Below are 21,909 nucleotides of genomic sequence, written 5' to 3' on the forward strand. Positions count from 1 at the left end.
CCATATTCTAGGGGTGCATGACAATGCTTGGTGCTCGCGAGACGGCATCCTTAGCCGACCCGTAGATCATGAAGTTAACATCGCGCTCAGCCAGGTCTGAGAGGTCCTGCTTCAGCGACGCCAATCCCATTCTCTCCAGATCTGGCCCCTTCAAGGGGGCCGTCCTAGTACCACCGGACCTCAAGGATATTCCAGCGTCTTTGGCGCGCGCCAGCGCTCCTTCACCGCTCAAAGCAACGTCGAAATCACTGTCCGGACCAAACGGGCGCCCATCCCTGAAGCGTTTACCCGTTACCGAACTGCCTTGCATGATAGGTGTCACATCTTCATACCCGGCTTTCTTCAGCCCCGCGGCAAGGTTAGCTTTGAAAGCTTCAAACTCCGCAGCGTTCGCGAAGCCCATTGGCACCCTTCGAGGTCCCGGCAGAGGGCGTCCGCGCGCTCCTCTATCCCTCCCCATGAAAGGAATCGAAGACGCTAGGCTAGCCAGCGGCGAGTCAGGGGAGTAGCCGTGCTTGGCACCCCATGCGTCATACTGCTTCGTAAGACATGAGTGCTCTACCACACACGCGGGCGTGACAAATATACTAGCAACGTCGGCAAGCTGAACAACAGGACGACCAAGCCCGAAGAGGAAAGTACCGAAGTAGTGGCCGACATTTCCACCGCCGCCGCCCCCAAGGCCCATCGTCCCTCCACCAGCGTTTTGTTCACTGTCGGGCGGTCCACTGACTACGCCAGTCCCGGAGTCGGTGTACTGGAAGTCACCGCCGCCGCTATCTCCCGAAGGATCCACGGAGACAGTGCCCGATTCCCCAGAATTGCCGTTATCAGAATACTCATGCGGGAAACGCTTTTTGTGCTTTTTCTCAGCTTCCTCGATCGAGCCCTTGCCTCCGCACATTCCGCCGGGGAGGTAGAGGCATTGACCGGTGGGGTCGCTGAAGGTGATCGGTGAGTTGTTGGCGTAGGCGTAGCCGTTGAGTGACTGGTGCTGGTCGAGGACCAGCATGGGGTCGACGCTGATGAACTGACCGGTGGTGGGGTCGTATTCGCGGGCGCCGATGTGGGTGAGGCCGGTGGTGTCGTCGGCGGGTTTGCCGAGGAAGGCCTTGTCGTCGGGCCAGGTGGTGGGTTTGGTGCCGCGTGGGGTGCCGAAGGGGGTGCTGTAGCGCTTGGTGAGGGCGTAGGTGCCGGCTTCCATGGCGATGCTGGAGGTGCCGTGGTGGTCGGCGGCCAGGAAGCTGAGCTTGGTGCCGGTGACGCCGGTGGTGGCGGTGCGGACGGCGATGGTCTGGCCGTTGGCCGTGTAGTAGCGGGTCGCCGAGGTGGTCTTCGTGGTGCTCTTGGTTGTGACGTGGAGTTCTGTGCCGGCGCCCAGGTAGAGGATGGTGTCGCCGTCGCCCTTGGCGCGGCGGATCAGCAACTCGCCGTTCGCGTCGTAGAGGTAGCCGGTTTCCTTGGTGCCCTCGGTGAGTTTGCTGAGGTCGCCTTCGGTGTTCCAGGTCAGCGTCTGCTGGGCCGTGGGGCCGGGGCGGGAGGTGGTGTTGCCGGCGGCGTCGTAGGTGTAGGTGGCGGTGCGGGTGCCGGTGGTCTTGTCGAGGGTGTGGGGTTTGTTGTCGGCGGGGTCGTTGTAGGAGTAAGTGGTGGTTTTGTCGCCGGTGGTGGTGTGCTGGGTTTCGGTCTTGCGCTGGCCGGCGTTGGTGTAGGTGTACGACGTCCAGTAGGGGGCTGCGCCATCAAGGTTGGTAACCGTGCGGCCGGTTGCGGCGCAATTCGCAGTCTTGGGGGTCCAGGCTTCGGTCAGGCGGCGGTTGCCGTCGTAGGTGAAGCACTGGTTGTCGGCCTTGGTCGTGCCGCCCAGGGTGGTGGCGTCGGTGATGGAGGTGACGTTGCCGGCGTCGTCCTGGGTGAACTTCAGCTCCTGCGGCATGTAGCCGTGCACGTCGTCGGTGACGTAGGAGCGGGTGAGGCGGCGGGTGCCTTCCTCGTAGTCCCAGTTGAGGTAGGCCTTCTTCGCCGAGGACGTGCCGTCGGTGCCCAGGGTGAGCTGGCGCAGGTCGCCCTGCGGGGAGAAGGCGGCGCCGTGCAGGTAGCCGGTGGTGCCCTTGGCGGTGAGCTGCTGTCCGAGGGCGTTGAAGGTGTAGGAGACGCCTTCGGAGGGCAGGCCGCCGACGGCGGGGGCGGAGTACTGGCTGATCGAGCCGTCGAGGTTGTAGCCCGTGGTGAAGGAGAGGGTCTTGGCCACGTGGCCGCCGGAGACCAGGGGCTCGCTGTCGGGCAGGAGCAGCTGGTGGGCGGTGACGTGGTACATCGCGTCGTAGGCGGTGACCTTGTCGGTGTATTCCTTGCCGGTCACGCCGCCGTCGTAGCGGGTGGCGGTGTCCTGCTGGCCCTTGGCGAGCTGGTCGAAGGTCCAGGCGGCGAGTTTGTTGGCGTCGGTCTTGTCCTTCTGCCACATGTCGGTCTTGCGGCCGAGGCGGTCGTACTCGTAGAGCAGTTTCCTGGACGTGTCGTCGTTGGGGGTGGTGCTGACGACCTGGTCGAGGTCGTTGTACTCCGTCGCGGTCTTGCCCTTGTCGGGGTCGGTGGCCGTGACCTGGCGGCCGAAGAGGTCGTAGGTGTAGGACCACTTGGTCTGGTCGGGGCCGGTGACAGTCTTCTGCTGTCCGGCGGGGGTGTAGGTGTAGTCGGTCGTGGTGAAGTCGGTGCCGGTCGGTGCGGGGCCGGCGTACTCGCGGCGCTGGGTGGTCTGGCCGAGAGCGTTGGTGACCACGGCGGTGGCCTGGCCGCCCGTCGGCGCGGTGGTGGCGACGGTGTCGCCGGTGTAGGTGGTGTCGGTGGTCCAGCGGGTGACGCCGTGGACCTTCGTCACCGCCTTCTCCGGCCGGGCTGCCCCGTCGTAGGTGGTGTCCGTCTGGAGGGGTGCCTGGCCGCCGGAGACCTCCACGGCGGTGGAGCCGGGCAGTGCGGTGCTGTCCCAGATGTCGGACTGCTGGCTGACCGCGAGGCCCCGTGCGTCGTACTCGGTGAGGGAGACGAGCCGGCCGCCCTGCGGGGTGGGGGCCTGGGTCTGGCGGGAGCGCAGCAGGGAGTCGTAGAACTCGTAGACGGTGTTGTATCCGGAGCCGTCGTGTCTGAGGGTGCCGGTGGACACCCATGGCATGTCCGTGCTGGTGATGTGGTAGGTGTAGACGTAGTTGGGGGTCTTGTTCAGGGCCTGGAGCCGGTTGGGGAGCCAGAGCTTGACGATGCGGCCGAGGCTGTCGTATTCGCTCTCGGTGACCCTGTTGTTCGGGTCGGTGACCTTCAGGGCTGCGCCGGTCGCGAAGTCCAGGTCCTGGGTTGTCTTGTAGGTTTTGGCGTCCTCGACCGTTGTCGAGGTCAGCGGGCCCGAGTCGGCCGGGTCGTAGGTGGTCGAGGCGGCCGGCAGGTCCTTGGTATCGGTGACGGCCTTGACACGCCCGAGGGCGTCGTAGGTCGTCTTGGACACCTTCTGCCAGGCGGGGGTGTCATCGGTGCCGTAGCCCTTGGCGCGTCCTGTCCAGGTGACATCGCCCGTGACCGGCTTCTGGGACGGCGACCAGGCGTCAGCCGTCGGGTCGTCGTAAACGATCGCGGTGTCGGCGATGACGTCGCCGGGCCGGGTGGAGTCGGCCGGCAGGTCGAGTGCCGAGTCGGCGGTGGCACACGTCGCGGCGACGGTGCGGCTGCGCGAGACGAGGGAGTTGATGCCCTTGTCGTCGTTGCGGGCGTACCAGGTGCGGGTGCACTTCTCGTCGCCGGTGGCTGCGTCGTCGCCCTGGTCCTCGACGGTGGTGGCCATGCCGTAGTCGTCGTAGGTGGTCTTGACGGTGGTGACGCGGTCGTAGGGGGTGAGCTTGCTGGTGATGCGGGTGCGGGTGTGGGTGACGGCGGTACGTACGTAGTACGCCTCGGTGTCGGCGTAGGACTTGTGCTGGGTTGCTGTCCGCTTCGACCAGGGGTCGTTGACGGTGCCGCCGACTTCCTCGTCGCCGTTGTAGGTGACCGCTTCGCGGGTGAAGCCCGCGTACTGCTCGGTGTCGGTGATCTGGCCGGCCTTGATGCCGGTGACGGTGACGGTCTTGCGTTTGTCAGGGTCTGGGGTCTTGCCGTCGGAGCCGAGGACGCGGTCGCCGTTCATGCCGCGCAGGTAGATGCTGGTCTGTTTGCTCTGGGTGTGCCCGGACAGTCCGGTGAGGTGGGTGACCTGCTGGTAGCCGCGCCAGATGGACCAGGTGCGCTCCTTGGCGGGCGTCATCGGGTCCTCGTTGTAGTGCCACGCGCCGCCGCCGGTGTACTGGTAGCTGTGCTGTACGGCTTCGGAGCCGCCGTGCGGGTCGGTGGTGGAGACGGCGCTGACCGGGTACTTCTGGAACCAGTCGAGCCTGGGGTCCTTCTCGCCGTTGGGCGACCAGTAGACCGGGTAGCAGCGGCGGGTGTTCTCGTCCAGCTTGGGCTTGGTGCCGGCCGCGGTGCAGTCGGCGTCCAGGTAGGTGACGATGGTCTGGGCGCCGGTCTCGGAGGTGACGGCCTTCAGGCGGGGCTTGTCCAGGGACAGGATGTCGTCGGCCGCGCCGTCGACCCGGTTGGGCAGCATCACATGGTCGAACTTGACCGGGTCGAGGGAGAGGTCGGTGCCGCGCTTGCCGGTGTGCTTGATCTCGTCGAGCCAGAGCGACTGGTCGGTCGAGTCACCGGTGTCGCCCGGGTCGAGGTAGAGGTGCTTGAGCGACCAGACGTCCACCGGCTCGTAGGTGGCTGCCTTGGCGTTCCAGGCGTAGGTGGTGATCGCCGTCAGCCGCTTGCGGGTGAAGAAGGACGGGCCGACGTTGCCGGTGCACTTGTCGCCGTCCTTGCACAGGGCGTCGAAGGGGACGTCCGGCCAGTTGTCGCGGGTGTCCTTGGTCAGTGAGTCGCAGCCGCTGCCCGCGGCCAGGCATCGCTCGGCGTAGTCGAAGACGACCTTGTCGGAGGCGGCCGGGGCGGCGGAGAACAGCTTGCCGGCGCGCTGGCCGTAGCGGATCTCCTTGAGGTAGCCGCCGCGGATGTAGTCGGTGCCGGTGGTGTCGTCGCCGAGTTTGTCGTAGTTGTTGTGCTCGGCGGTGTACCAGTAGGACGAGGCGTTGCCGTGGGTGTCCTCGATGTAGTCGAGGTTCCAGCGCCAGGCCTGGTTCTTGGCGCGCCCGGCGAAGGAGTCGCCGGCGCCAAAGCCGGGCTCGCCCTGGTCGTCGCCGAAGACCGGTACCGTCCACACGGAGTTGGTGCGGTCGTTCGTCCCGGCGCCGTCGAGTTTGTTCAGGCCGAAGACGTACTTGGTGCCGTTGCCGGTGACGACCGTCCAGTACTCGCCTTCTCCGTCGACGCCCGTCGAGCCTTCATCCCCGTTGTCGGCGCCGGTGGAGTGGGTGACGGTGGATGCCTCGTCGTCCTTGAGCCGCCAGGTGCCCGTCTGATCGTCCTTGACCAGTTCGGTGGCCTTGCCGTTGAGGACGAGGGAGGCGTTGTCGTACTTCCAGCACAGGTCGTACTTGCCGTCCTGGCCGTCGTCGTCGCAGGCGTGGTACTTGCGTTCGATGTAGGAGGAGGTCAGGTCGAATCCGGTGCCGACCTGGCTGCCCTGGTTGTTGGAGTTGGCCGTCTGGCCGTCAACGGCTCCGGAGTCGTAGGAGATGGACAGGTCCGGCTCGGGGCCGGCCGCGGCCGGCGGAACCCGCAGGGGGTAGGACCAGGTGAAGGAGCCGGAGGAGCCGCCGGCCTCCCACGTGGAGGAAGCAGACAGAGGTGTCGCCTTGTAGCTGCCTGCCCCTGACGTCGCGCCCGCGGTGACGGCCAGCAGCATCGGCTGCCCGCCCGAGGCGAGGGTCACCGGTGCGGAGATGCTGTTCTTCTCGCGGTTGTTGACGGCGTCCAGGACCTCGCGCCGGTGGCATTTGGCCGCGGCGGGGTCCTTCATAGCGCAGTCGGCCAGGCGGGCGAGCTGGAGGCGGCCGGCCCAGTCACCGCCGTAGGCGGAGGCAAAGGCGGAGTAGTCGATGCCGAGCCGTGTGGTACCGCCGGCACCTTGGCCGGTGAGTTTGAGGACCACGCCCTTGACGCCGAGTGTGGCGGCCTTCGTCTGGTCGAGGACCTCGACGGTGACGGAGCCGGCCCGCTTGCCCTTGGCCGGGCTGGTGGCGGTGACCGGAAGTGAGCCGGGGGCGGCTTTGGCGGTGCCCTTGTCCGGGACGGTCAGCGAGGCCTTGCCGGGCTTGGGCCAGGTGACCGTGCGCTGCTGGTCGCGGCGGGCGCGGGCCGCGGCCGCCTGGTCGGCTGCGGCTGCCTTCTTCACCTCGGCTGCGGCCTTCTTGTTCACCTGGGCGGTGAACGGGCTGACCTTGGTGGCGTGTTCGGGCTTCAGGTCAGGGCGGCCCAGGGGTGAGGTGTCCGCGGCGAAGGCCACGGGGGTCAGCAGGCCGGGCAGCAGGGCCAGGCCGGTGGTTGCGGCTATACGCCGGGACCAGCGTCTTCTGGTCCCGGCCCCGCGGCGGCCCCCGTCAGGGCGGGGTATGCCAAAGGGGTTCATGTGGGTTCTTCCTACGCGGCGCCCGGCCGCATCGGGCCGGGCGGATGCCGTTGAAAACAGGAGGCAGAACAGAGAAAGAGACGGTGTGCCCGCAGGCACCACGTACGCCCGGTGGCGAGGGCTGCCCCGCGTGTGGCGGGGCAGCCCTGCCGGCGTCGGTGTTCCTCAGATAGCGTCCTGGCTGTCCAGGACTTGGGAGCGGATCTGGTCGAAGTTCATCGCCCCGGTCCACATCCGCAGGGATTCCAGCGAGCCGGGCAGGTAGTAGCCCGTGGAGCCGCCAGCCGCTCCCCTGCCCGCGGACAGGGTGCCGCTGCCCTGCTGGACGGCGGAGAACCCGGAGCCGTCCTCGCCGGGCTGCTCCTGCCCGCCGACGTACAGGTGCAGCCGGCCCATGCGGTCCTCGAACCTGGCGGGATCAGCGGGATCGGTCCACTGCCACTTCTCCTGCGCGTCATAGATGCCCGTGACGTCCACTGCGGTGTTCAGCTCGGCGAGGTCACCGGCTGCCACCTGCGCGCTCTGACTGGCCTTTCCGTCGGCTCCCACAGCGGTCCGGGTGAACTGCCACTGGTAGGTGCCAGCCTCGGACTTGACCACCCACAGCGCCCAGGAGGACTCGCCGCCTGCGGCCTGTCCGGCCACCTGGGCCCGGTAACCGACGGGCTTGGCCGCCAGCTTGTCACCGTCCAGCCTCACCCGGGCGGAGACGGTGAACGAGCTTGTCTCATCGGTCACCGGACCGGCCACCGAGGCATAGCCGGACGTCCCGTCGAGGACGAGCTCGTTGTTGTCCGCGTCCAGCACCGCGCCGTTGGAAGACAGCGGCAGCGCCGGTACCGGATAGGGGCTCAGTTCCCTGACCTGGGTGCCGGTCGAGGAAGTGGCATCCCAGTAGGCGACGAGTTCGCTGGCCGGCACACCGTCCTGCGTCAGCTGGGCTTCCTGGGCGATCTGCTCGGGGCTGAGCGCGTACTGCCACGCCGAGACCTCGTCGATACGGCCGCGGAAGTGCTCATCCCCGGCTCCGCCGACCAGGGAGCGACCGAACTGGAGACCTGCGGTGGAGGTCCATGGCTGGTATGCGGGCGACACCGTGTTCAGCACGACCGGCCGGTCCTGTGGGCGGCCGTTGACGAACAGCTGGATGGTGTCGTTGGTCTTGTCCGTGTCGCCCTTGGTGTCGAAGACGGCTGCCAGGTGGGTCCACACATTCAGCGGCGGCGGCCCCGCATCGGCGATCGAGCGCAGATGGACCGGACTGCCGACGTCGGTGGCGGCGCGGTTGAACACCCACTTCTTGTAGCTCGCGGAGTAGTACAGGGAGAAAGCCGAAGCAGTGCTGCCGGGCGCCGACAACACCACACGCGTCTGCGAGGCGTCGGTCAGGTAGACCCAGGACGAGACGGTGAAGGAATCCTTCGTGTTCACCACCGGTGTCCCCGTGGCGGCGTGGCCGGAACGCAGGGAGTCGTCCGAGCCGTCGTTCAGCCACAACGAATAGTCGGCGTCGCCGCGGCGCCCCAGGGCGGACCAGCCCGCACCCGCCGTCTGCAGCGTGGCGTCGTGCCGGGCTCCCTCCGTCGCGGTGTCCTTGGCCAGTGTCTCGCCCGAACCGGGAAGTGCGTCGTCGAAGTGCCAGCGTCCCACCGCGCCGGGAGGCGGGGCCACCTTGAAAGTGAACTCAGCAGGTGTGCCCCACCGGTTGTAGACGTCCCTGACCCACACCGACAGCACGTGTGTGCCCGCCAGAGGCGGAATCACGTCCTTCACCTGGGCCTTCGTGGTTCCGGAAACCGAGGCCGCCCGCGTGGTCAGCAGCTTGTATCGATACATGGTGACGTCGGTGTGCCCGCTGGCGTCGATGTCCGCGGTGTTCGGCTGGAAGGTGAAGGATCCGGGGATGCCGGGGCCGCCCTTGCCCTCACACAGGTTCGCCGTGCACTCGGTGTAGGGGGCTCCGGCGGTGATACGGGGCGCCTTGGGCGCGCTCGAGTCGATCTTGAAGTAGCACCAGGAGCTGTAGGGCGACCACAGGTCACCGCTCTTGCCGTCGTAGGACCAGTGCGACTGGGTCCGCGCCTTGTAGCGGTACAAGCCCTTATCAGCTCGGTCGCTGGTGCGCATCTTCTCCAGGGTCTCGTCCGGATGCCAGCCGGTGTCGGGCATGTGCCCGAGCCACACCTGGTGCCAGGCCGCGTCGTCACCGCGCTCGACCACGTACTCGGCCTGCAGCGAGCCTTCTTGGTCTCCCTTGTGGGCCTCGACCAGCGTCTGCACGCGGGCCTGGAGCATCGGGTCCGTGCGCGTGACCACCAGCGGCTCGGAGGAGGACTTGTTGCAGTAGCCCGTGCTACCGCTGCCCGGGATCACCCCGACGCTGGTCGGCACGCCTGGCTTGTAGGCGAAGATCACCTTCAGCTCGGCGCTCTCGTCGAATCGCTTCCACGCCCGGGGGTCGTCCTCGTCCTTGGCGCGCAGCATCAGCGTGAGTCGGCTGATCTTGCCGTCCGCGAAGGAACGGACGGTGCTCGTGAGGTTCTCGTCCGTCTCCTTGGGGTTGTCGTTGAACTCGACCCAGGCATCCGGCTGGTCGGGGCTGCACAGGTCCCCGCGGCCCGCCGCGACGTAGCGGTCGCCCATCCAGTCCAGCTGCTTGGGTCCGGGCCAGACTGTGCCCTCGGAGATGTTGTCGGTGCGCACCAGGTCCACCCAGTGCGGGTCACAGTTGAACGACCACGTCTCATGGGCCCGGAAGGTGGCGTCCAGCACGTACTTGCCGGCCAGCTGCGTCGGGGCCATCTCGAAGTACATGCGGTCGACGTAGCCGCTGCCGCAGTAGTAGCCGTCCGCGGTACCGCAGTTGCCGACGCCCTTGTCACCGTCGAACATCCAGAACTTGTCGCCGTCGGAGGACAGCTTCGTACGCTCCGAGATATCCAGACCGACCGGGGGGTCGATGTAGACGGGGTAGACGGTGTCGTTGCCGCGCAGCAGGTAGAGGTCCGGGCGGACCGTGACCGCGTCGTCATCGACGTTCACCGGCAGCACCGCGGTGGCATCGCCGTTCCCCGGCTGCGAGGGATCGTCGTCACCCGGTGTGCCGGCGGAGGCGGCAGCATCGGCACGCATCAGCTGGGTTTGCGGGCCTGCCTCCTCGTCGCCGGCGGAGTCCCACATCTGCCCCGCGGGACCGCGGAAGACGGCGTTGCCGTCCCCGTCGACGGCACGCAGACCGCCGCCCGCTCCCGGCACCACGGACAGCCCGTCACCGGACGCCGTGAACGTGACCTGTTCCAGGGCGGGATTCTGCGCCGCCTGGGGCGTCTTGACGACGAAGATCTCGCGGTAGCCCTCGGCGGTCGCCGTCAGCTGCAGGTCCACCCCGTCGAAGACATTCGCGTACGTGGCGGTCGGACCGTCGAGTACCGGCTGGGGCAGGACCCCGTCCCAGTCCAGCGTGAGAGAGCGGCCGCCCTTGCCCAGACGGATCATGCCCGCCCCCGGGCCGCCGCCGGAGAACGACAGATCCACCACCGCACCCCGGGGAGCGACCCGACCGTCCGCGCGCCGCTCCAGAACCGGATCGACCCCGCCCCAGCCGCCGCCTGCCTCTTTCACCCGCTGAGGAGTGGTGGACTGCGTGAGCGTGAACGAACCGTCCGGGTTCGCATGCGTGGTGGAGTACTCGGTACGGTCCGCCGTCACCTCCACCGGCTCCCCCGAAGCCTGGGCCCGGGCCGACGCCGCGGCCTCATCAATCTCACCCACGGAGGCGTCAGCGGTCACCGCCGACGCCGGCGCTATCGAAACCGGAAGCACGGGCAGCGCGGAAACAACCAGCGCCGCCGCCACACCCCCCAAAACCACTCCCGGCGATCTTCGGGCTTTCCCCGACCGCTCTAAAAATCCCCACCAGTTACCCACGTATCCCCCCCTGACACAGGACGCACAAAGATCCCGCAAAGTAAATGCACCGTTACCCAGAGGCGTCAATCGAGTGTGTCGCAGGTCACATTACTATGGCTGAAAGCAGTTGACCTGCGCAGATAGCGACTCCACCTGTCCACGCGGCCTGAACCGGGATCGATCCTCGCAGCCTGGTTCAGACCAAACATGGCGCTGCGTACAGCCGCTTATACACACAAACGCACAGCGGGCGAGCGACCGGCCAGAGTTTTCGACGGCCGCATTGGAGTGAAAAATCCGCGTACATCCAAGGGCTGGCCGGCACGCTGAATTGGGCGGATTTCTATCGGCCAGCGTGACGGTCCGCGAGCAAGAACGGTCCACCAGCCTCCACACAGCAGGGCGATTCACCCAGCGTCCGTGCAGCGCGGCCTGATCGCGGTCACCGGTAGCCAAGCGGCCAACGCGGCAGCGGCCGGAGCCACATCACATGCGGGCGGTGCGGCGAGGAGCACGGTGGCGTTGTCCACGTACGGGCCGCTCAGTTCATGCGCGCGCCGGACGGCATCGCCGACCAGGCGCTCACCGGCGGTGTGCGGGTCGCCGGTCAGGTAGCCGGCCAGGTCGCGGTCGGCGTCCTCGTGGGGCTCACAGGCGCCGTCGGAGGTGAGCAGGAGCCAGCCCGGCCGAGCGGGACCACGGAGGTATTCGATGCTCGGGTGGCCCCAGAGGCGTTCGGCCTCCTCGTCACTGTGGGCTTCGGCACGGCGCACCCCCAACCGGGCGGCGGCCTGCTCGGGTCCGAGCGGCGTGTCGTCGGCGACCGGCGACTGGCGCGATTGGCCCCGGGCATCGGTGCCGGGCGGCGATCAGTCCTCTCATCGCACGCTGACCGTCCAGCACACGCCGGGCCCAGCCTCCGGAGGACAGGATCCGCAGCGAGCGCGTGTCAGCGGGGGGCGGCAAGTTCTTCGAACCGGTCGACCAGTTGCTGGTCGGCGTGGTGGAACTCGCCGCACGCCTCGGACGTTGCCGACTCCGGGAGCCAGTGGGAGAAGGAACTGGAGGTCATCCTGCTGGACGATCTCGAGGGCCGCCCCCCTCATCCGGTGAACAGCCGGTCCCGGGTCCAGAGCGTTCGAGCGAGGTCGGTGCGGTCGGCACGCCCCCGGGACGCTTGTGTGCTCCCGGGGGCGTGTCGGTTTCAGCGGGTTGCGGCTTCGTCGACTTGGCGGTGGGTTCGCCGCTCGGCCGGGTCGGCCTCTGGCCGTCGGGCGCGGTGGGCCTGGCGGCGGGCGGGGAGGTCGGTGGGGCGGTCGGGCTGTTCGGCGACTGCGGCTAGGCGGGTGCGGACCTGGCTGGCGAAGTCGGGGCCGGGCAGGGGGAGTTCGCTGTCGGGTTCGCGGAGATAGCCGACGGCCACTGCGATGGGCATGTAGGTCATCAGTTCCGCGACCACGGCGGAAGGGGGCCGGGACACGTGGCTGGCCAGGCGTCGCAGGACACGCAGCAGCGTCGTGGTGGAGGCGCCGTCGCCGTCGCGGAGAACTGCGGGCACCACGTCGTCGTCCCCCAGTACGGAGGTGCGCCTGCGGGGGGTGCGGGTGGCGGGTTTGGGCTGGACCTCGTTGGTCTGGGTGTGCCACCAGCGGGCGGCGTGGGTCTCGCCGAGGGCGAGGTGGTGGAGGTAGAGGCAGTAGGCGGCGGCGGGCTGTCCGGCGCCGGCGGCGTACTGCCACCAGAACCGGGCGCCGTCGTCGGTGTCGGTCAGCTGGAGCACGCAGGCCAGGACCAGTGCGCTGCGGGGCTCGGGGAGCTGGTCGGTGAGGAAGGCGGCGACTGCGGTGGTCGGGGTGTGCCGGACCACGGTCTCGCACAGGGCCTTGAGGTCCGCGGCCGCTGTGTTCTCCATTTCGCGTCCTGTGATCACCGGCCGGTGGGCGGGTCCGGTGTCCTGAGGCGGGGCGGTGTCGTGGGGCACGGTGCGGTCGGGTGCGAGCAGTGCCCTGGAGAGGATGTTGTGGAGTGTGGTCACTGGGTGGGTCCTTCGGTCGCGGGCGGCTCGATGGTGTCGGCCAGGAAGCGTCGGGCGTGGCGCTCGGTGGACCGTACGGTGGCCAGCGAGAGCCCGAGGAGATCGGAGACCTCCTCGGGCGGGTAGCCGCACAGGTGCCGCAGCACCATGACGTCGAGCTGGGTGTCGGGCAGCCGGCTGATCGCCGCGTACAGCTCCAGGCTCTCGGCCAGCTGGGCGGCCTGGCCCTCTGCGGAGGTCTCCTGGCACAGGGCGAGGGTGTCGAAGGCGGCCTCGCCCAGCACGGGTCGCTCGTCCCGGTAGTCGGCCCGGGCCTTGACCGTGGCGCGCAGCAGGTCCCAGGCGTAGCGGCGGATGTCGGGGCTGGCCAGGGCCTCGTCGAAGCTGAGCCAGAGGATGGCGAAGGCGTCTTCCACCGCCGCGTCGCGGGCGTCGCCGGTGAGGAAGGTGCCGGCGTAGGCGAGGTAGCCGTCCTGGACGGTCAGGCGCAGGGCGCCGTGTTCCAGGGGCGGGCCGGAGTGGGCGGTGGCCACGACGGTGGCGCCCTCGGTGGACCGGTTGATCCAGTCACGGCTCTTGCCGGCGTCCAGGGCGGCCTGCTTCCACAGCCGGTACAGCGGCCAGCCGGGGATGTCGAGGACGGCGGCCAGGCGGTGGATGACCTCCCAGCGCGGGTAGTGCCCGACGCCGCGCAGCAGCTCGGACAGCTTGGACTTGGCCAGCAGGACATGGAAGCTGAGGTCGCTGAGTGTCCGGCCGCTGGCGAGGTAACGCTCGCGGGTTGGCTCCAGCCAGGCGCGGTGCAGGGTGCCGACCGTGGGCGCGATGGGTCCCAGCTTGCGGCCGGGACGGCCTGGGGACGGCTCCGGTGAGGGGAACGTGGTCACGGGGCGCCGTCCTTCTTGTCGGGCACCGGCGCCACCTGGTGCCCGGAGGCCGGCGTGGTGCGCGGGCGGGTGCCGCGCAGGACCTGGTCGATGGTCATTCCCAGGATCGGGGCCAGCCCGGCGATGAGGGCGGCGTGGCCCAGCGCCGCCATCGCCAGGCTCCAGGCGAGCACCGCCAGCACCAGCGCCAGCACCGTTGCTGCCGCTATGCGTTTCCTGCTCATGAACGTCCTTGTCTTGGTGTCGGTACGGCGCAGGCATCCGGAAGAGACCACGCCAGGGGGAGCCCTCCAACGGTCGGGTGCCGAGCCGCCGTTGAGGGATCTTCAGAATGGACCGAGGCGCACAGGTCACGCGACGTGATCAGGAAATCACGGAAAATTAGGAGTCGCGGACGGTCAGCCGCGACCCGGCAGATGACCAATCGGGTGCACGCAGGGCACACCGCGGGCACCCGGCGGGTGAAGTTCCCGGTTTTCCTTGCAATCCCCGACCGCACACCGTCATATGGAGACAGGACACCTTGGTGTCGGTCCTTCCCATCCGGAAGAACGGCGCGGCCCCCGTGCCGAAGAAAAAAGGGGGAACGCGCCACGCGCCCCGCCCGGCCTGACCTAGAGACCGGGCGGGACAGCGCACCCCCTCAAGGGGGAGACGACCGTAACGCAGACCACTGACAACGCCCCCCTCGGCAGCGCCGCACAGCTCCAGGCACTCTCACCTGTTCATCGAGCCCCCGTAGGAGCGCCAGCCCTGTCGGGCACAGTCGTCTTCGCCCGTCGGCTGACGGTGCACCGGGTGGCGGATCGGCGCCAGGTGGAGCGGCGCCGGGCGAGGAGGGCACGGCCTGTTCCGCCGGCTGATCGCCGGCAGGTGCTGCACGTGATCGGCCAGTGGGGGGCAACCGGCAGCACCGGGCACCCGCCGCCTAGGATCGATGAGTGTGCATGAGATCCCCGACGAGCTGATCGTCTCTCAGCAGTCCGGCGTGTACCTCGTGTTTGCCGACATCGCACGCCCGTGCCCGGGAATGCGGTTCACCGGCGCGACCAGGGTGAGTTGACCGGCTTTGCCGCGCGGCGCTATTGCTGTCGTCGGCTGCGGCTGTGGCGTCGCAGAAGGGGGATACGCATGATCATGATCGGGTGGGCCGTCGCCGTGGCGGCCCTGGCAGTGGCGTGGATGCTTCAGCGGCTGGTGCGGTACCCGGGTGGGTGGAGATACGCCTTCCACGAGGAGCACCGTGCGGCGCGCGGGGTCCTGAGGGATGCGCGCAGTGCCGTACGCCAGTTGGGCGGGGCCGCGCGCCACGAACGGTGGCAGGCGCTGGCGGGGGTGCAGCGGGCCGAGTGGGCCTACCGGCGCCGGATCCGCCAGGTGGAGGCGGAGCTCGAGCGGCTGCGCACACCGCACCGCGGGGAGCGGATCGGGCAGCTGGGCGAGATCACGCTGTACGAGCACGCTCTCGTTCTTCGTGAGGACGAGGTACCGCTTGCGGATCTGCAGGTTCGTTTCGAACTCGCCCGCTCCGCGCACTGGTCGTACGTGTATCTCACCCAGCCCGACGGGCGTGAACGGATGGAACGCTACGAGGAGCAGGAGTACCCCGAGGACGCGGTGCGCCGGTTCACCGTACAGATCCAGAACGCGGTCGTGGCCACGGACCGGCTGCAGCAGCAGCGCGCCGAGGAGATCAGCGCGTGCGAAGCCGAACTACGCGCGGCACGCAAAGCGACCGCGCCGGTCGAGGCGGCCCAGGAGAGGCTGGAGGAGATCCGGGCCCGCCACGACGCCGACCTCGGATTGCCGCACGCACGGGCAGCCCTTGATGACGCCCGCAGTGCATGGGCCAACCTGACCGGCCGACGGCCGCTGTAGCCACACCACACCACCGGAACAGGGCAGCCGCCCGGTGCCGGGACACCGGCCCGGGCCCGGGGACGCGGTGGGACGGATTACTGCACCAGGGCGGCCAGAGCCTGGTCAGCCATCTGTACGTCCATCGTGGCCGCGATGGTGGTGTCGGCCTCGAGCTTTTTTCTGCCCGTGCGATGTGCCGTCTTCGTAGCAGTGATCCACCTCGGGATGGACCGACTCATGGAGCCCGCCAGGTCGTGGCCGGCCTCCTTGTGGGGTTCACAGGCGCCGTCGGAGGTGAGCAGCAGCCAGCCCGGCCGGGCCGGATCGCGCAGGTGCTCGATGGCCAGGTGGTCCCAGAGGCGTTCGGTCTCTCGTCGCTGCGTGCTTCCCCGAGGCAGGCGGTGATCAGGTTGCGGTCCCCGCCGTCGCACGCCCAGTGGGCGTTGTGGTTCTCGGTCAGCAGGCGCAGGTGGCCGCCCAGGAGGAGGTAGGCGCGGGCGTCACCGGACCACGCGACGGAGAACAGGCCGCCGGGTGGAAAAGGGGTTCGTTGTCGAGGATGCGGATCAGGTTCGGCTCGGCGTGGGGGGGCGACGGTTGATGGGTCCCTCGCCTCTGGAACCCGAGGCGAGGGGCCCACACTTTTGTGGCTTACTTACCCCTATGAACGGATTTCTGCACCGCTCGGTTGAGTAGCGGCTGCACTATGCCGACGGCTCCTCCGATCAGCCCCAGCACGAGTGCCCCTTGCCAGGGGCTCCCTATGTAGCCGAATGCCAGACTGAGTATTGTTCCGAGGAGTGCACCGACGAGGGCGCCAACAAGGCCGCGCCTCCAGTCGATCCGATGTGTCCGGTCAATGCCCGTCATAGGCGTCTCCTGTCGTTACGCTTTCAGACTTTGGCTCCGCCGATCACGCCGCCTATGACGGAGCCGAGAACAGCATTCTCAGCGTCTTCGGCGTCACCGCCTGCGATGACAGCACCAAGACCTGCGCCGGCGCCTCCCCACAGGGCTCCTGTCACGGCTCCTGCCGCCATGCAGCCAACGCCCGCTGTGCCAGCGCAGGCGGCTCCGACGGCAGTGGCAGCGGCAAGACCAGCCACAGCCCCTCCTACAGCGCTGCCGACGTCGGGCCAGCTGAACAGCCCGGTGGGGTCGCTGCTGTTGACCGGATCGCCTGCTGCATACAGGTACGGGTTGTTTTCCTTGCCGCTGGGGTCGGGTTGGGTGAAGCGGCCGAGGTTGGGGTCGTAGTAGCGCGCGCCCATCTTGTAGAGCCCGGTCGGGTCGAGGTAGGCGCTGGTGAAGCGGAAGGGCTGTTGGGTCCCGGTGTTGGTGCGCGGCTCGCCGTAGGGGCCGTAGGTGTACGTCGCGGTGCGCTTGCCCGAGGCGTCGACCAGGCCGATGACCGAGTTCTGGGCGTCGGTGAGGTAGTACTGGCTGCTGCCCGTGCTCCTCATGGCCACCAGGGTGCCCGAGGGTTCGCGGACGAAACCGGTCGCGGTGCCGGAGACGGTCTGTCCGGTGATGCCGAGGGCGGCGTTGGTGAAGGTGGCGCTGTCGCGGGTCAGGCGCTGGGTGTTGTCGATGCCGGCGTAGGTGTTGCTGGTGGTGGTGCCGGACTGGGTGTAGGCGGCGAGCTGGGTGAACGGGGTCCAGTTCTCGCTGGTGCGGGTGCCGGTGGGGCTGTCGGCGCTGGTTTCGTTGCCGGCGCCGTCGTAGGTGAAGCCAGTCTTGGAGTCGTAGGCGGTGAGTTCGCCGGCGTCGTTGTAGGTGGAGGTGTGCTGGGGCTTGTCACAGGCGGGGAGGCTGGTGCCCGAGGAACGGCCGGTGCGGTTGCCGGCCTTGTCGTAGCAGTAGGCCCAGCCGGCCGTGGTGGAGCCGTCCTTGGTCTCGACGGCCTTGGTGAGGCGGCCGAGGGTGTCGTAGGTGTAGGTGGTGGTGGCGCCGTCGGTGGTGCGCTTGCGGATCTTGTCCGTGTCCTTGCCCGACAGCGAGTAGTCGTAGGAGATCGACGACAACGTGGTTGAGCCGGACTTCACTTCGACCTTGGTGGGGCGGCTGGAGTCGTCCGGGGTGACGGTCTGGGTAGTGCCGCCGGGGAAGGTCGTCTTGGTCCGCTTGCCGTTCTTGTCATACTCGAACGTCGTCTTCCCACCGCCGGGTTCGGTGACGGAAACCAGCTCGTTCGCGTCGTCGTAGCCGTAGGTGACGGTGCCGCCGGAGTCGGTGGCGGTGGCGACGTTGCCGGAGGGGTCGTAGGTGATCTGCGTGGTTACGGTGCCGGGCAGGGTGCGGGTGCGTTCACGGTTCTGTTCGTCGTAGATGAACGTGGATGTGCCCGCCGGGGTTGTGCGGGACGTGAGGTTGCCGTCGGCGTCGTAGGTGAACGTCGCGGTAGTGTTGCCTGCGGTCTGGGTTTTGATGCGGTCGCGGTTGTCGTAGGTGTAGGTGGTGGTGATGCCGCGGCCGTCGGTGACGGTCTTCTGCCGCCCCAGATCGTCGTAGGTGTAGGTGAGGGGCTTGAGCGGGCTGGGCGGGGTGACCTTGGTCAGGTTGCCCTGGGAGTCGTAGGTGTAGCTGGTCTTCTTCTCCCGCGGGTCGGTGGCGGTGCAGCGCTGGCCCGGCAGGCCGCCGCAGTCCATCGTCCCGGTCTTGGGGTTGTAGGTGTAACTCCACTTGGCGGCGGTGCCGCCGGAGGTGGAGTCGGTGGAGGTGAGCAGGTTGCCCGAGTCGTCGTAGCCGTTGCTGGTCTTCTCCGCCGAGGCGGAGGTGAGGGTTTCGGGGAAGTAGCCGCTGCCCTTCTTCACCCATGTCGAGGTGGCCTGCGCGCCGGTGGGGATCGTCACGCCGGAGGGGTTGAAGGCGGAGTCGTACTCGAACTTGGTGACGTTGCCTTCTTCCGGGGTGGCGCCCATGGCGTCGGTGGCGGTGACGACGTCGTTGTCCGGCCCCCACGACTTCGAGCGGGTATGGCCGAGGGGGTCCTCGGTCTTCTTGGTGCGCCAGTAGCCGTCGACGGTCTTGAAGGTGTTCTTGCCGCGCGGGTCGGTGATGCGGACGGTGCCTTCGGTGGTGGTCTGGTCCTGGCCGAGCAGCCAGCGGAAGGCGGTGGTGTTGCCGGCCCCGGTGGCGTTGTCCACCACGCGGGTCACGGAGGCGGCCTTGGTGCTGTCCCAGGTGAAGGTGGTCTGCCGGCCCTCGGGGGTGGTGATCTTCGTCAGCCGGCTGGAGGTGTCGTAGGCGAAGACGGTGGTCTTGTTGTCGGTGTCGGTGAACGTCCTGATCAGATCGCCGGTGTAGGTGTAGCTGACCGAACGGCCGGTGTGGTCGGTGACCTTGGTGATGTGGCTGCCGTCGTTGGTGAAGGTCAGCGTCCGCCCGGCGGCGTCTGTGATCTTGGAGGGGAAATCGCCGGAGTAGGTGATGGTGGTGGCGTTGCCGTTCTTGTCCTCCACCTTCGAGACCCGGGCGTCGCCGGTGGTGCCGGAGCGGGTGAAGGTGGTCTTCTCCCCGGTGCGGCGGCTGGTGAGGGTGAAGGACTTCTTGTCGTCGGCCTCGCTCAGGTCCTGTTTGTAGCCCTTGGCGGGGGTGAAACCGGATCCGTCGCGGGCGAAGACGGCCATCGTGCCGGTCGGGCCCTCGACGACGACCGCGTCCGGTTCGGCCTCGACGACGCGGTAGTCGGCGCCGGTCGTGGTGTTCCAGCCCATCTGGTTCAGGCTGTTGAAGGTGTTGCCCCACGACAGGCCGGGGCCGGCGTCGGCGATGTCGAAGCCCTTGACGGTGACCAGCAGGTTGCCGTTGCCGTAGTTGACCTGGGCACTGACGCTGTCGGACAGCTGGGCGGTGTAGAACTCCGACCACGGCACTTGCCCCACCCCGATGGGAACGACACCGGTGCCGGATGCGGCCGCCTCGAGTAACGGGCCGCGCTTGTCGGCCTCTTTCAGCGGCGTGCTGGCCGGCGGCTTGGTCACCCCTAACGGTGTCCGAGTGACCTTGGTGACGCTGGAGACGAGGGACTGGGTGCGCGGCTGGGCGCCGGCCGGATGGGTCGCCGTGATCGTTGCGGTCACGGTCGCGGCCGCCGCGATCGACAGCGGCAGCCATCGTCTACGCCGGGCTAACGCGGGCATGCGAACATGCACGAGGATCTCTCCAATGCTCGAGACAGCGGATGGACGCAGGTCCGATCAGGGGTGGTACCCGGGCAAGGGGTGCCACCCCGCCCTGCGTCGGGAAGCAGCCGGACACGGCGGCGTGCGCTCGCCGCGCCCACGGTAGTGCGAGGTGTGTCAGGCGCAGCGCTTGTCGGTGCGGGCTTCGTGCGCGGTCTCCCCGGGGATGTTGACCAGGCCGTAGCCGGAGGAGCACTCGCTCACGGTGTTGGCCGGGTTGCCCCAGAACTCCTGGCCGTGGGTGTCGATCACGTTCCGGGTGCCCACCAGCGACTCGCGGTCGTAGGACCACACTCCGACCGTCAGATCGAAGTTGATGTTCTGTGACAGGAAGCTGTTCCACACCCAGACGTAGCCGTAGTTCTCCTTGCAGGCGGGCGAGTAGAACTGCTTCACCGAGGCGATCTTGTCTGTGCCTCGGTAGATGTAGGAGGTGGTGCCGATCTGGTAAGCGTCCGAGCACACCCCGGCTGCCTGGGCCACCGCGCTGGAGGGGTTGCCCGCCTCCGTACCTGCCGCACCGGCAGCAGGAGCCGGAGTACCCGCCGAAGGCGCAGGCCCCGTCCCCGCCGCGGCAACACCCGCCCCCAGCAACGACAGAGCAGCCCCCGCCACCGTCGCCACCAGCGTCATACGCGCACGTTTCACGTGCTTCCCCCTCTGCAACAGCGCAGCCCCCAGGGCCCCGACACGAGCACCCCAGAAGGCTCACGCGGAACGAAAGCGCATCGACCGATGCGCCTTCACATCCTCACCACGCCACCCACGACACCGGCACCCATCGAGGAAGAAAACACACAGCGCAATCGCCGACACACACAGTGATTCAGTTGTTTCCATAGATGCAGACCTTTACTTAACAGTATAGAATCATGGAATTACCTACGAAACAACGGGTATACGCAGAGACTGCCTGGAGTTCAGCCTCAGACGCCTTTTTATGTGACAACCCCGACATGCATACTCAAGCAGGCTGCGGGCATCAGGGGTGGTTTGCTTCACACTGTCGGGCATGGAGAAGCCAGGACTCGCCGACAAGCGACGACGTCCGCGGACGACGCCCGGTTGAGCCGGTTGCTGAGATGTTCACCCCTCTGAGGAATGTTGCAGCCGGACCTATCGCATCAGCTGCGCAAGCGGGAGGGCCGGGTGCCGCCGGTCTCCTGCTGGGGTACGGCATGGTCCCGCGGCCGGCGGCCGTGCTCGGTTCGGCGTTGCCGCAGGGCGTCCCACCCAGCGGGCTCACGGCCTGGTCGCGGTCAGACGCCTACCGTCGCTGCTCGGCCGGCAGCCTGGCCTGTCCGAAAACATGCCGCTCCATCAAATATCCCTTGGGACACTCCCGTTGAGCCGCCTAGCTTGGTCGCCCTGGGGACGGCAGCCTTGATGCAGCGCCGTCTTTCCAACAACGAGGGGACCTCCACGTATGCGGATCAACACGCCCAGAAAAGCCGTCACCGGTACCGCTGTTGGCACGCTCGTCCTCAGCGGCATCAGCATCGCGGCTGCCCAGGCCGCATCGGCTGAATACAGCATCAGCGTCACACAAACCGCGCCCGTCAAGAGCGTGTACGCCAGCACGAGTGCCGCCGCGAGCTGCAAGCTCAACACCATTACGGTCACCCGGACCAGTATGTGCCTGGACGTCGGTGCCCGCGTCGATCTGCTCAAGAACGGCAAGCCGGTCGGCTCCGCCACCTTCGACATCAAGCACTCCATGACGCTGAAGACCAGCAAGCTGAAGTGGGGCGAGAGCTTCACCGTCGGCAAGGCCAAGCTCGTCAACGCGGGTGGCATTCACATCAACGTGACCGTCGGCGGCGGTAAGGGTGTCAAGACCGCCGTCAAGTTCGATCAGGGCTCCACCCTCGGCCCGGCCCGCAAGGGAACCGTCGGCTACGCCGCCAGCGTCGCAAAGAAGAAGCAGCTGGCCAGCCCCGCCTCCTACCGGTTCACCTTCACCAAGGCCGGCTACACACCGGGCGAGATCACCTACAAGTCCGCCAAGTACCGCTGCGACGACAAGTTCTGGGGCCCCACCAAGCGCACCAAGAACCCCGGCTGCGTCTTTCCCTCCTTCCCTCCCGTCTTCACCCTCTCCCGCAGCGACTCGAAGGTGGACGAGTCCGCCCGCCACATCCTCGACGCCCAGCGCAAGATCACAGGGCACCCGGGCGCCTCCACCCCGCTGCACCGCATCACCGATGAGACAACCATCAACACCCACCGCAGGACCATGTGCGGGAACGTGCACAACCCCGACCCCAAAAAGTACGACTGCGACGAGTACCCGTTTGCCGCCAGCAAGGAAGGCGGCAACCCGGCCCGCGGCAGCACTCGCATCATCTCCCGCAGTGACAACCGCACCGCCGGCGCCCGCCTCGGCGGCTTCTACAAGACCCAGCGCCTCCTCGACGGCGACGGCTACTACGTCCGCATCAAGTAAGC

The 21,909-nt window shown here is 67.9% G+C and carries 12 protein-coding genes; 2 read left to right on the top strand and 10 right to left on the bottom strand.

The genetic code is table 11. The features are described 5' to 3' along the window. Positions 1–7: 7 nt before the first annotated feature. The 7 genes from AB0E62_RS35830 to AB0E62_RS35860 all read right to left on the bottom strand — a co-directional run bounded on the left by AB0E62_RS35830 (position 8) and on the right by AB0E62_RS35860 (position 13,641). On the bottom strand, positions 8–6,586 hold the full coding sequence (locus AB0E62_RS35830) for an RHS repeat-associated core domain-containing protein (RefSeq protein WP_362203828.1): 6,579 nt from the start codon (positions 6,584–6,586) through the stop codon (positions 8–10). 165 nt (positions 6,587–6,751) lie between these two features. Beyond that, positions 6,752–10,300 (bottom strand): LamG-like jellyroll fold domain-containing protein, encoded by a 3,549-nt coding sequence (locus AB0E62_RS35835; RefSeq protein ID WP_362203864.1) that lies wholly within the window; start codon positions 10,298–10,300, stop codon positions 6,752–6,754. Between the two features lie 602 nt (positions 10,301–10,902). Further along, the gene (locus AB0E62_RS35840; protein ID WP_362203831.1) at positions 10,903–11,268 is read right to left on the bottom strand and encodes a hypothetical protein; all 366 of its coding nucleotides are present in this window, start codon (positions 11,266–11,268) and stop codon (positions 10,903–10,905) included. A 176-nt stretch (positions 11,269–11,444) separates the two neighbouring features. Continuing rightward, positions 11,445–11,567 carry a hypothetical protein gene (locus AB0E62_RS35845; RefSeq protein ID WP_362203834.1) on the bottom strand — a complete coding sequence of 41 codons (123 nt, stop codon included), beginning with the start codon at positions 11,565–11,567 and terminating at the stop codon, positions 11,445–11,447. Between the two features lie 132 nt (positions 11,568–11,699). Then, the gene (locus AB0E62_RS35850; protein WP_362203837.1) at positions 11,700–12,530 is read right to left on the bottom strand and encodes a hypothetical protein; all 831 of its coding nucleotides are present in this window, start codon (positions 12,528–12,530) and stop codon (positions 11,700–11,702) included. Beyond that, a complete protein-coding gene (locus AB0E62_RS35855; protein ID WP_362203840.1) occupies positions 12,527–13,417 on the bottom strand; it encodes a sigma-70 family RNA polymerase sigma factor in 891 nt (296 codons plus the stop codon). Before AB0E62_RS35855 ends, AB0E62_RS35850 begins: the two co-directional genes overlap by 4 nt. Beyond that, positions 13,414–13,641 (bottom strand): hypothetical protein, encoded by a 228-nt coding sequence (locus AB0E62_RS35860; RefSeq protein WP_362203843.1) that lies wholly within the window; start codon positions 13,639–13,641, stop codon positions 13,414–13,416. The genes AB0E62_RS35855 and AB0E62_RS35860 overlap by 4 nt, the downstream gene beginning before the upstream one ends. A gap of 907 nt (positions 13,642–14,548) precedes the next feature. On the opposite strand from AB0E62_RS35860, the gene AB0E62_RS35865 reads away from it, so the two are divergent. Continuing rightward, positions 14,549–15,295: a hypothetical protein gene (locus AB0E62_RS35865; protein WP_362203846.1), complete on the top strand. Its 747-nt coding sequence runs from the start codon at positions 14,549–14,551 to the stop codon at positions 15,293–15,295. Between the two features lie 77 nt (positions 15,296–15,372). Here AB0E62_RS35865 and AB0E62_RS35870 read toward each other — a convergent pair whose 3' ends face one another. From AB0E62_RS35870 to AB0E62_RS35880, 3 genes are all read right to left on the bottom strand, one after another. After that, positions 15,373–15,708, bottom strand: a complete 336-nt coding sequence (locus tag AB0E62_RS35870) for a hypothetical protein (RefSeq protein ID WP_362203849.1) — start codon at positions 15,706–15,708, stop codon at positions 15,373–15,375. A 462-nt stretch (positions 15,709–16,170) separates the two neighbouring features. Next, complete coding sequence (locus AB0E62_RS35875) at positions 16,171–19,419, bottom strand: RHS repeat-associated core domain-containing protein (protein ID WP_362203852.1); 3,249 nt, start codon at positions 19,417–19,419, stop codon at positions 16,171–16,173. A gap of 159 nt (positions 19,420–19,578) precedes the next feature. Continuing rightward, a complete protein-coding gene (locus AB0E62_RS35880) occupies positions 19,579–19,944 on the bottom strand; it encodes a hypothetical protein (protein ID WP_362203855.1) in 366 nt (121 codons plus the stop codon). Between the two features lie 943 nt (positions 19,945–20,887). On the opposite strand from AB0E62_RS35880, the gene AB0E62_RS35885 reads away from it, so the two are divergent. Beyond that, a complete protein-coding gene (locus AB0E62_RS35885) occupies positions 20,888–21,907 on the top strand; it encodes a NucA/NucB deoxyribonuclease domain-containing protein (RefSeq protein ID WP_362203858.1) in 1,020 nt (339 codons plus the stop codon). The last annotated feature ends 2 nt before the right edge of the window (positions 21,908–21,909 follow it).

Source organism: Streptomyces sp. NPDC038707 (assembly GCF_040636485.1).
Taxonomy (GTDB): Bacteria; Actinomycetota; Actinomycetes; order Streptomycetales; family Streptomycetaceae; genus Streptomyces.

What these genes read in the sequence shown, in the direction of transcription:
- AB0E62_RS35830 (WP_362203828.1), bottom strand. Translation starts at nt 6,586, where the DNA reads ATGAACCCCTTTGGCATACCCCGCCCTGACGGGGGCCGCCGCGGGGCC.
- AB0E62_RS35845 (WP_362203834.1), bottom strand. Translation starts at nt 11,567, where the DNA reads ATGACCTCCAGTTCCTTCTCCCACTGGCTCCCGGAGTCGGCAACGTCC.
- AB0E62_RS35860 (WP_362203843.1), bottom strand. Translation starts at nt 13,641, where the DNA reads ATGAGCAGGAAACGCATAGCGGCAGCAACGGTGCTGGCGCTGGTGCTG.
- AB0E62_RS35865 (WP_362203846.1), top strand. Translation starts at nt 14,549, where the DNA reads ATGATCATGATCGGGTGGGCCGTCGCCGTGGCGGCCCTGGCAGTGGCG.
- AB0E62_RS35875 (WP_362203852.1), bottom strand. Translation starts at nt 19,419, where the DNA reads ATGCCCGCGTTAGCCCGGCGTAGACGATGGCTGCCGCTGTCGATCGCG.
- AB0E62_RS35885 (WP_362203858.1), top strand. Translation starts at nt 20,888, where the DNA reads ATGCGGATCAACACGCCCAGAAAAGCCGTCACCGGTACCGCTGTTGGC.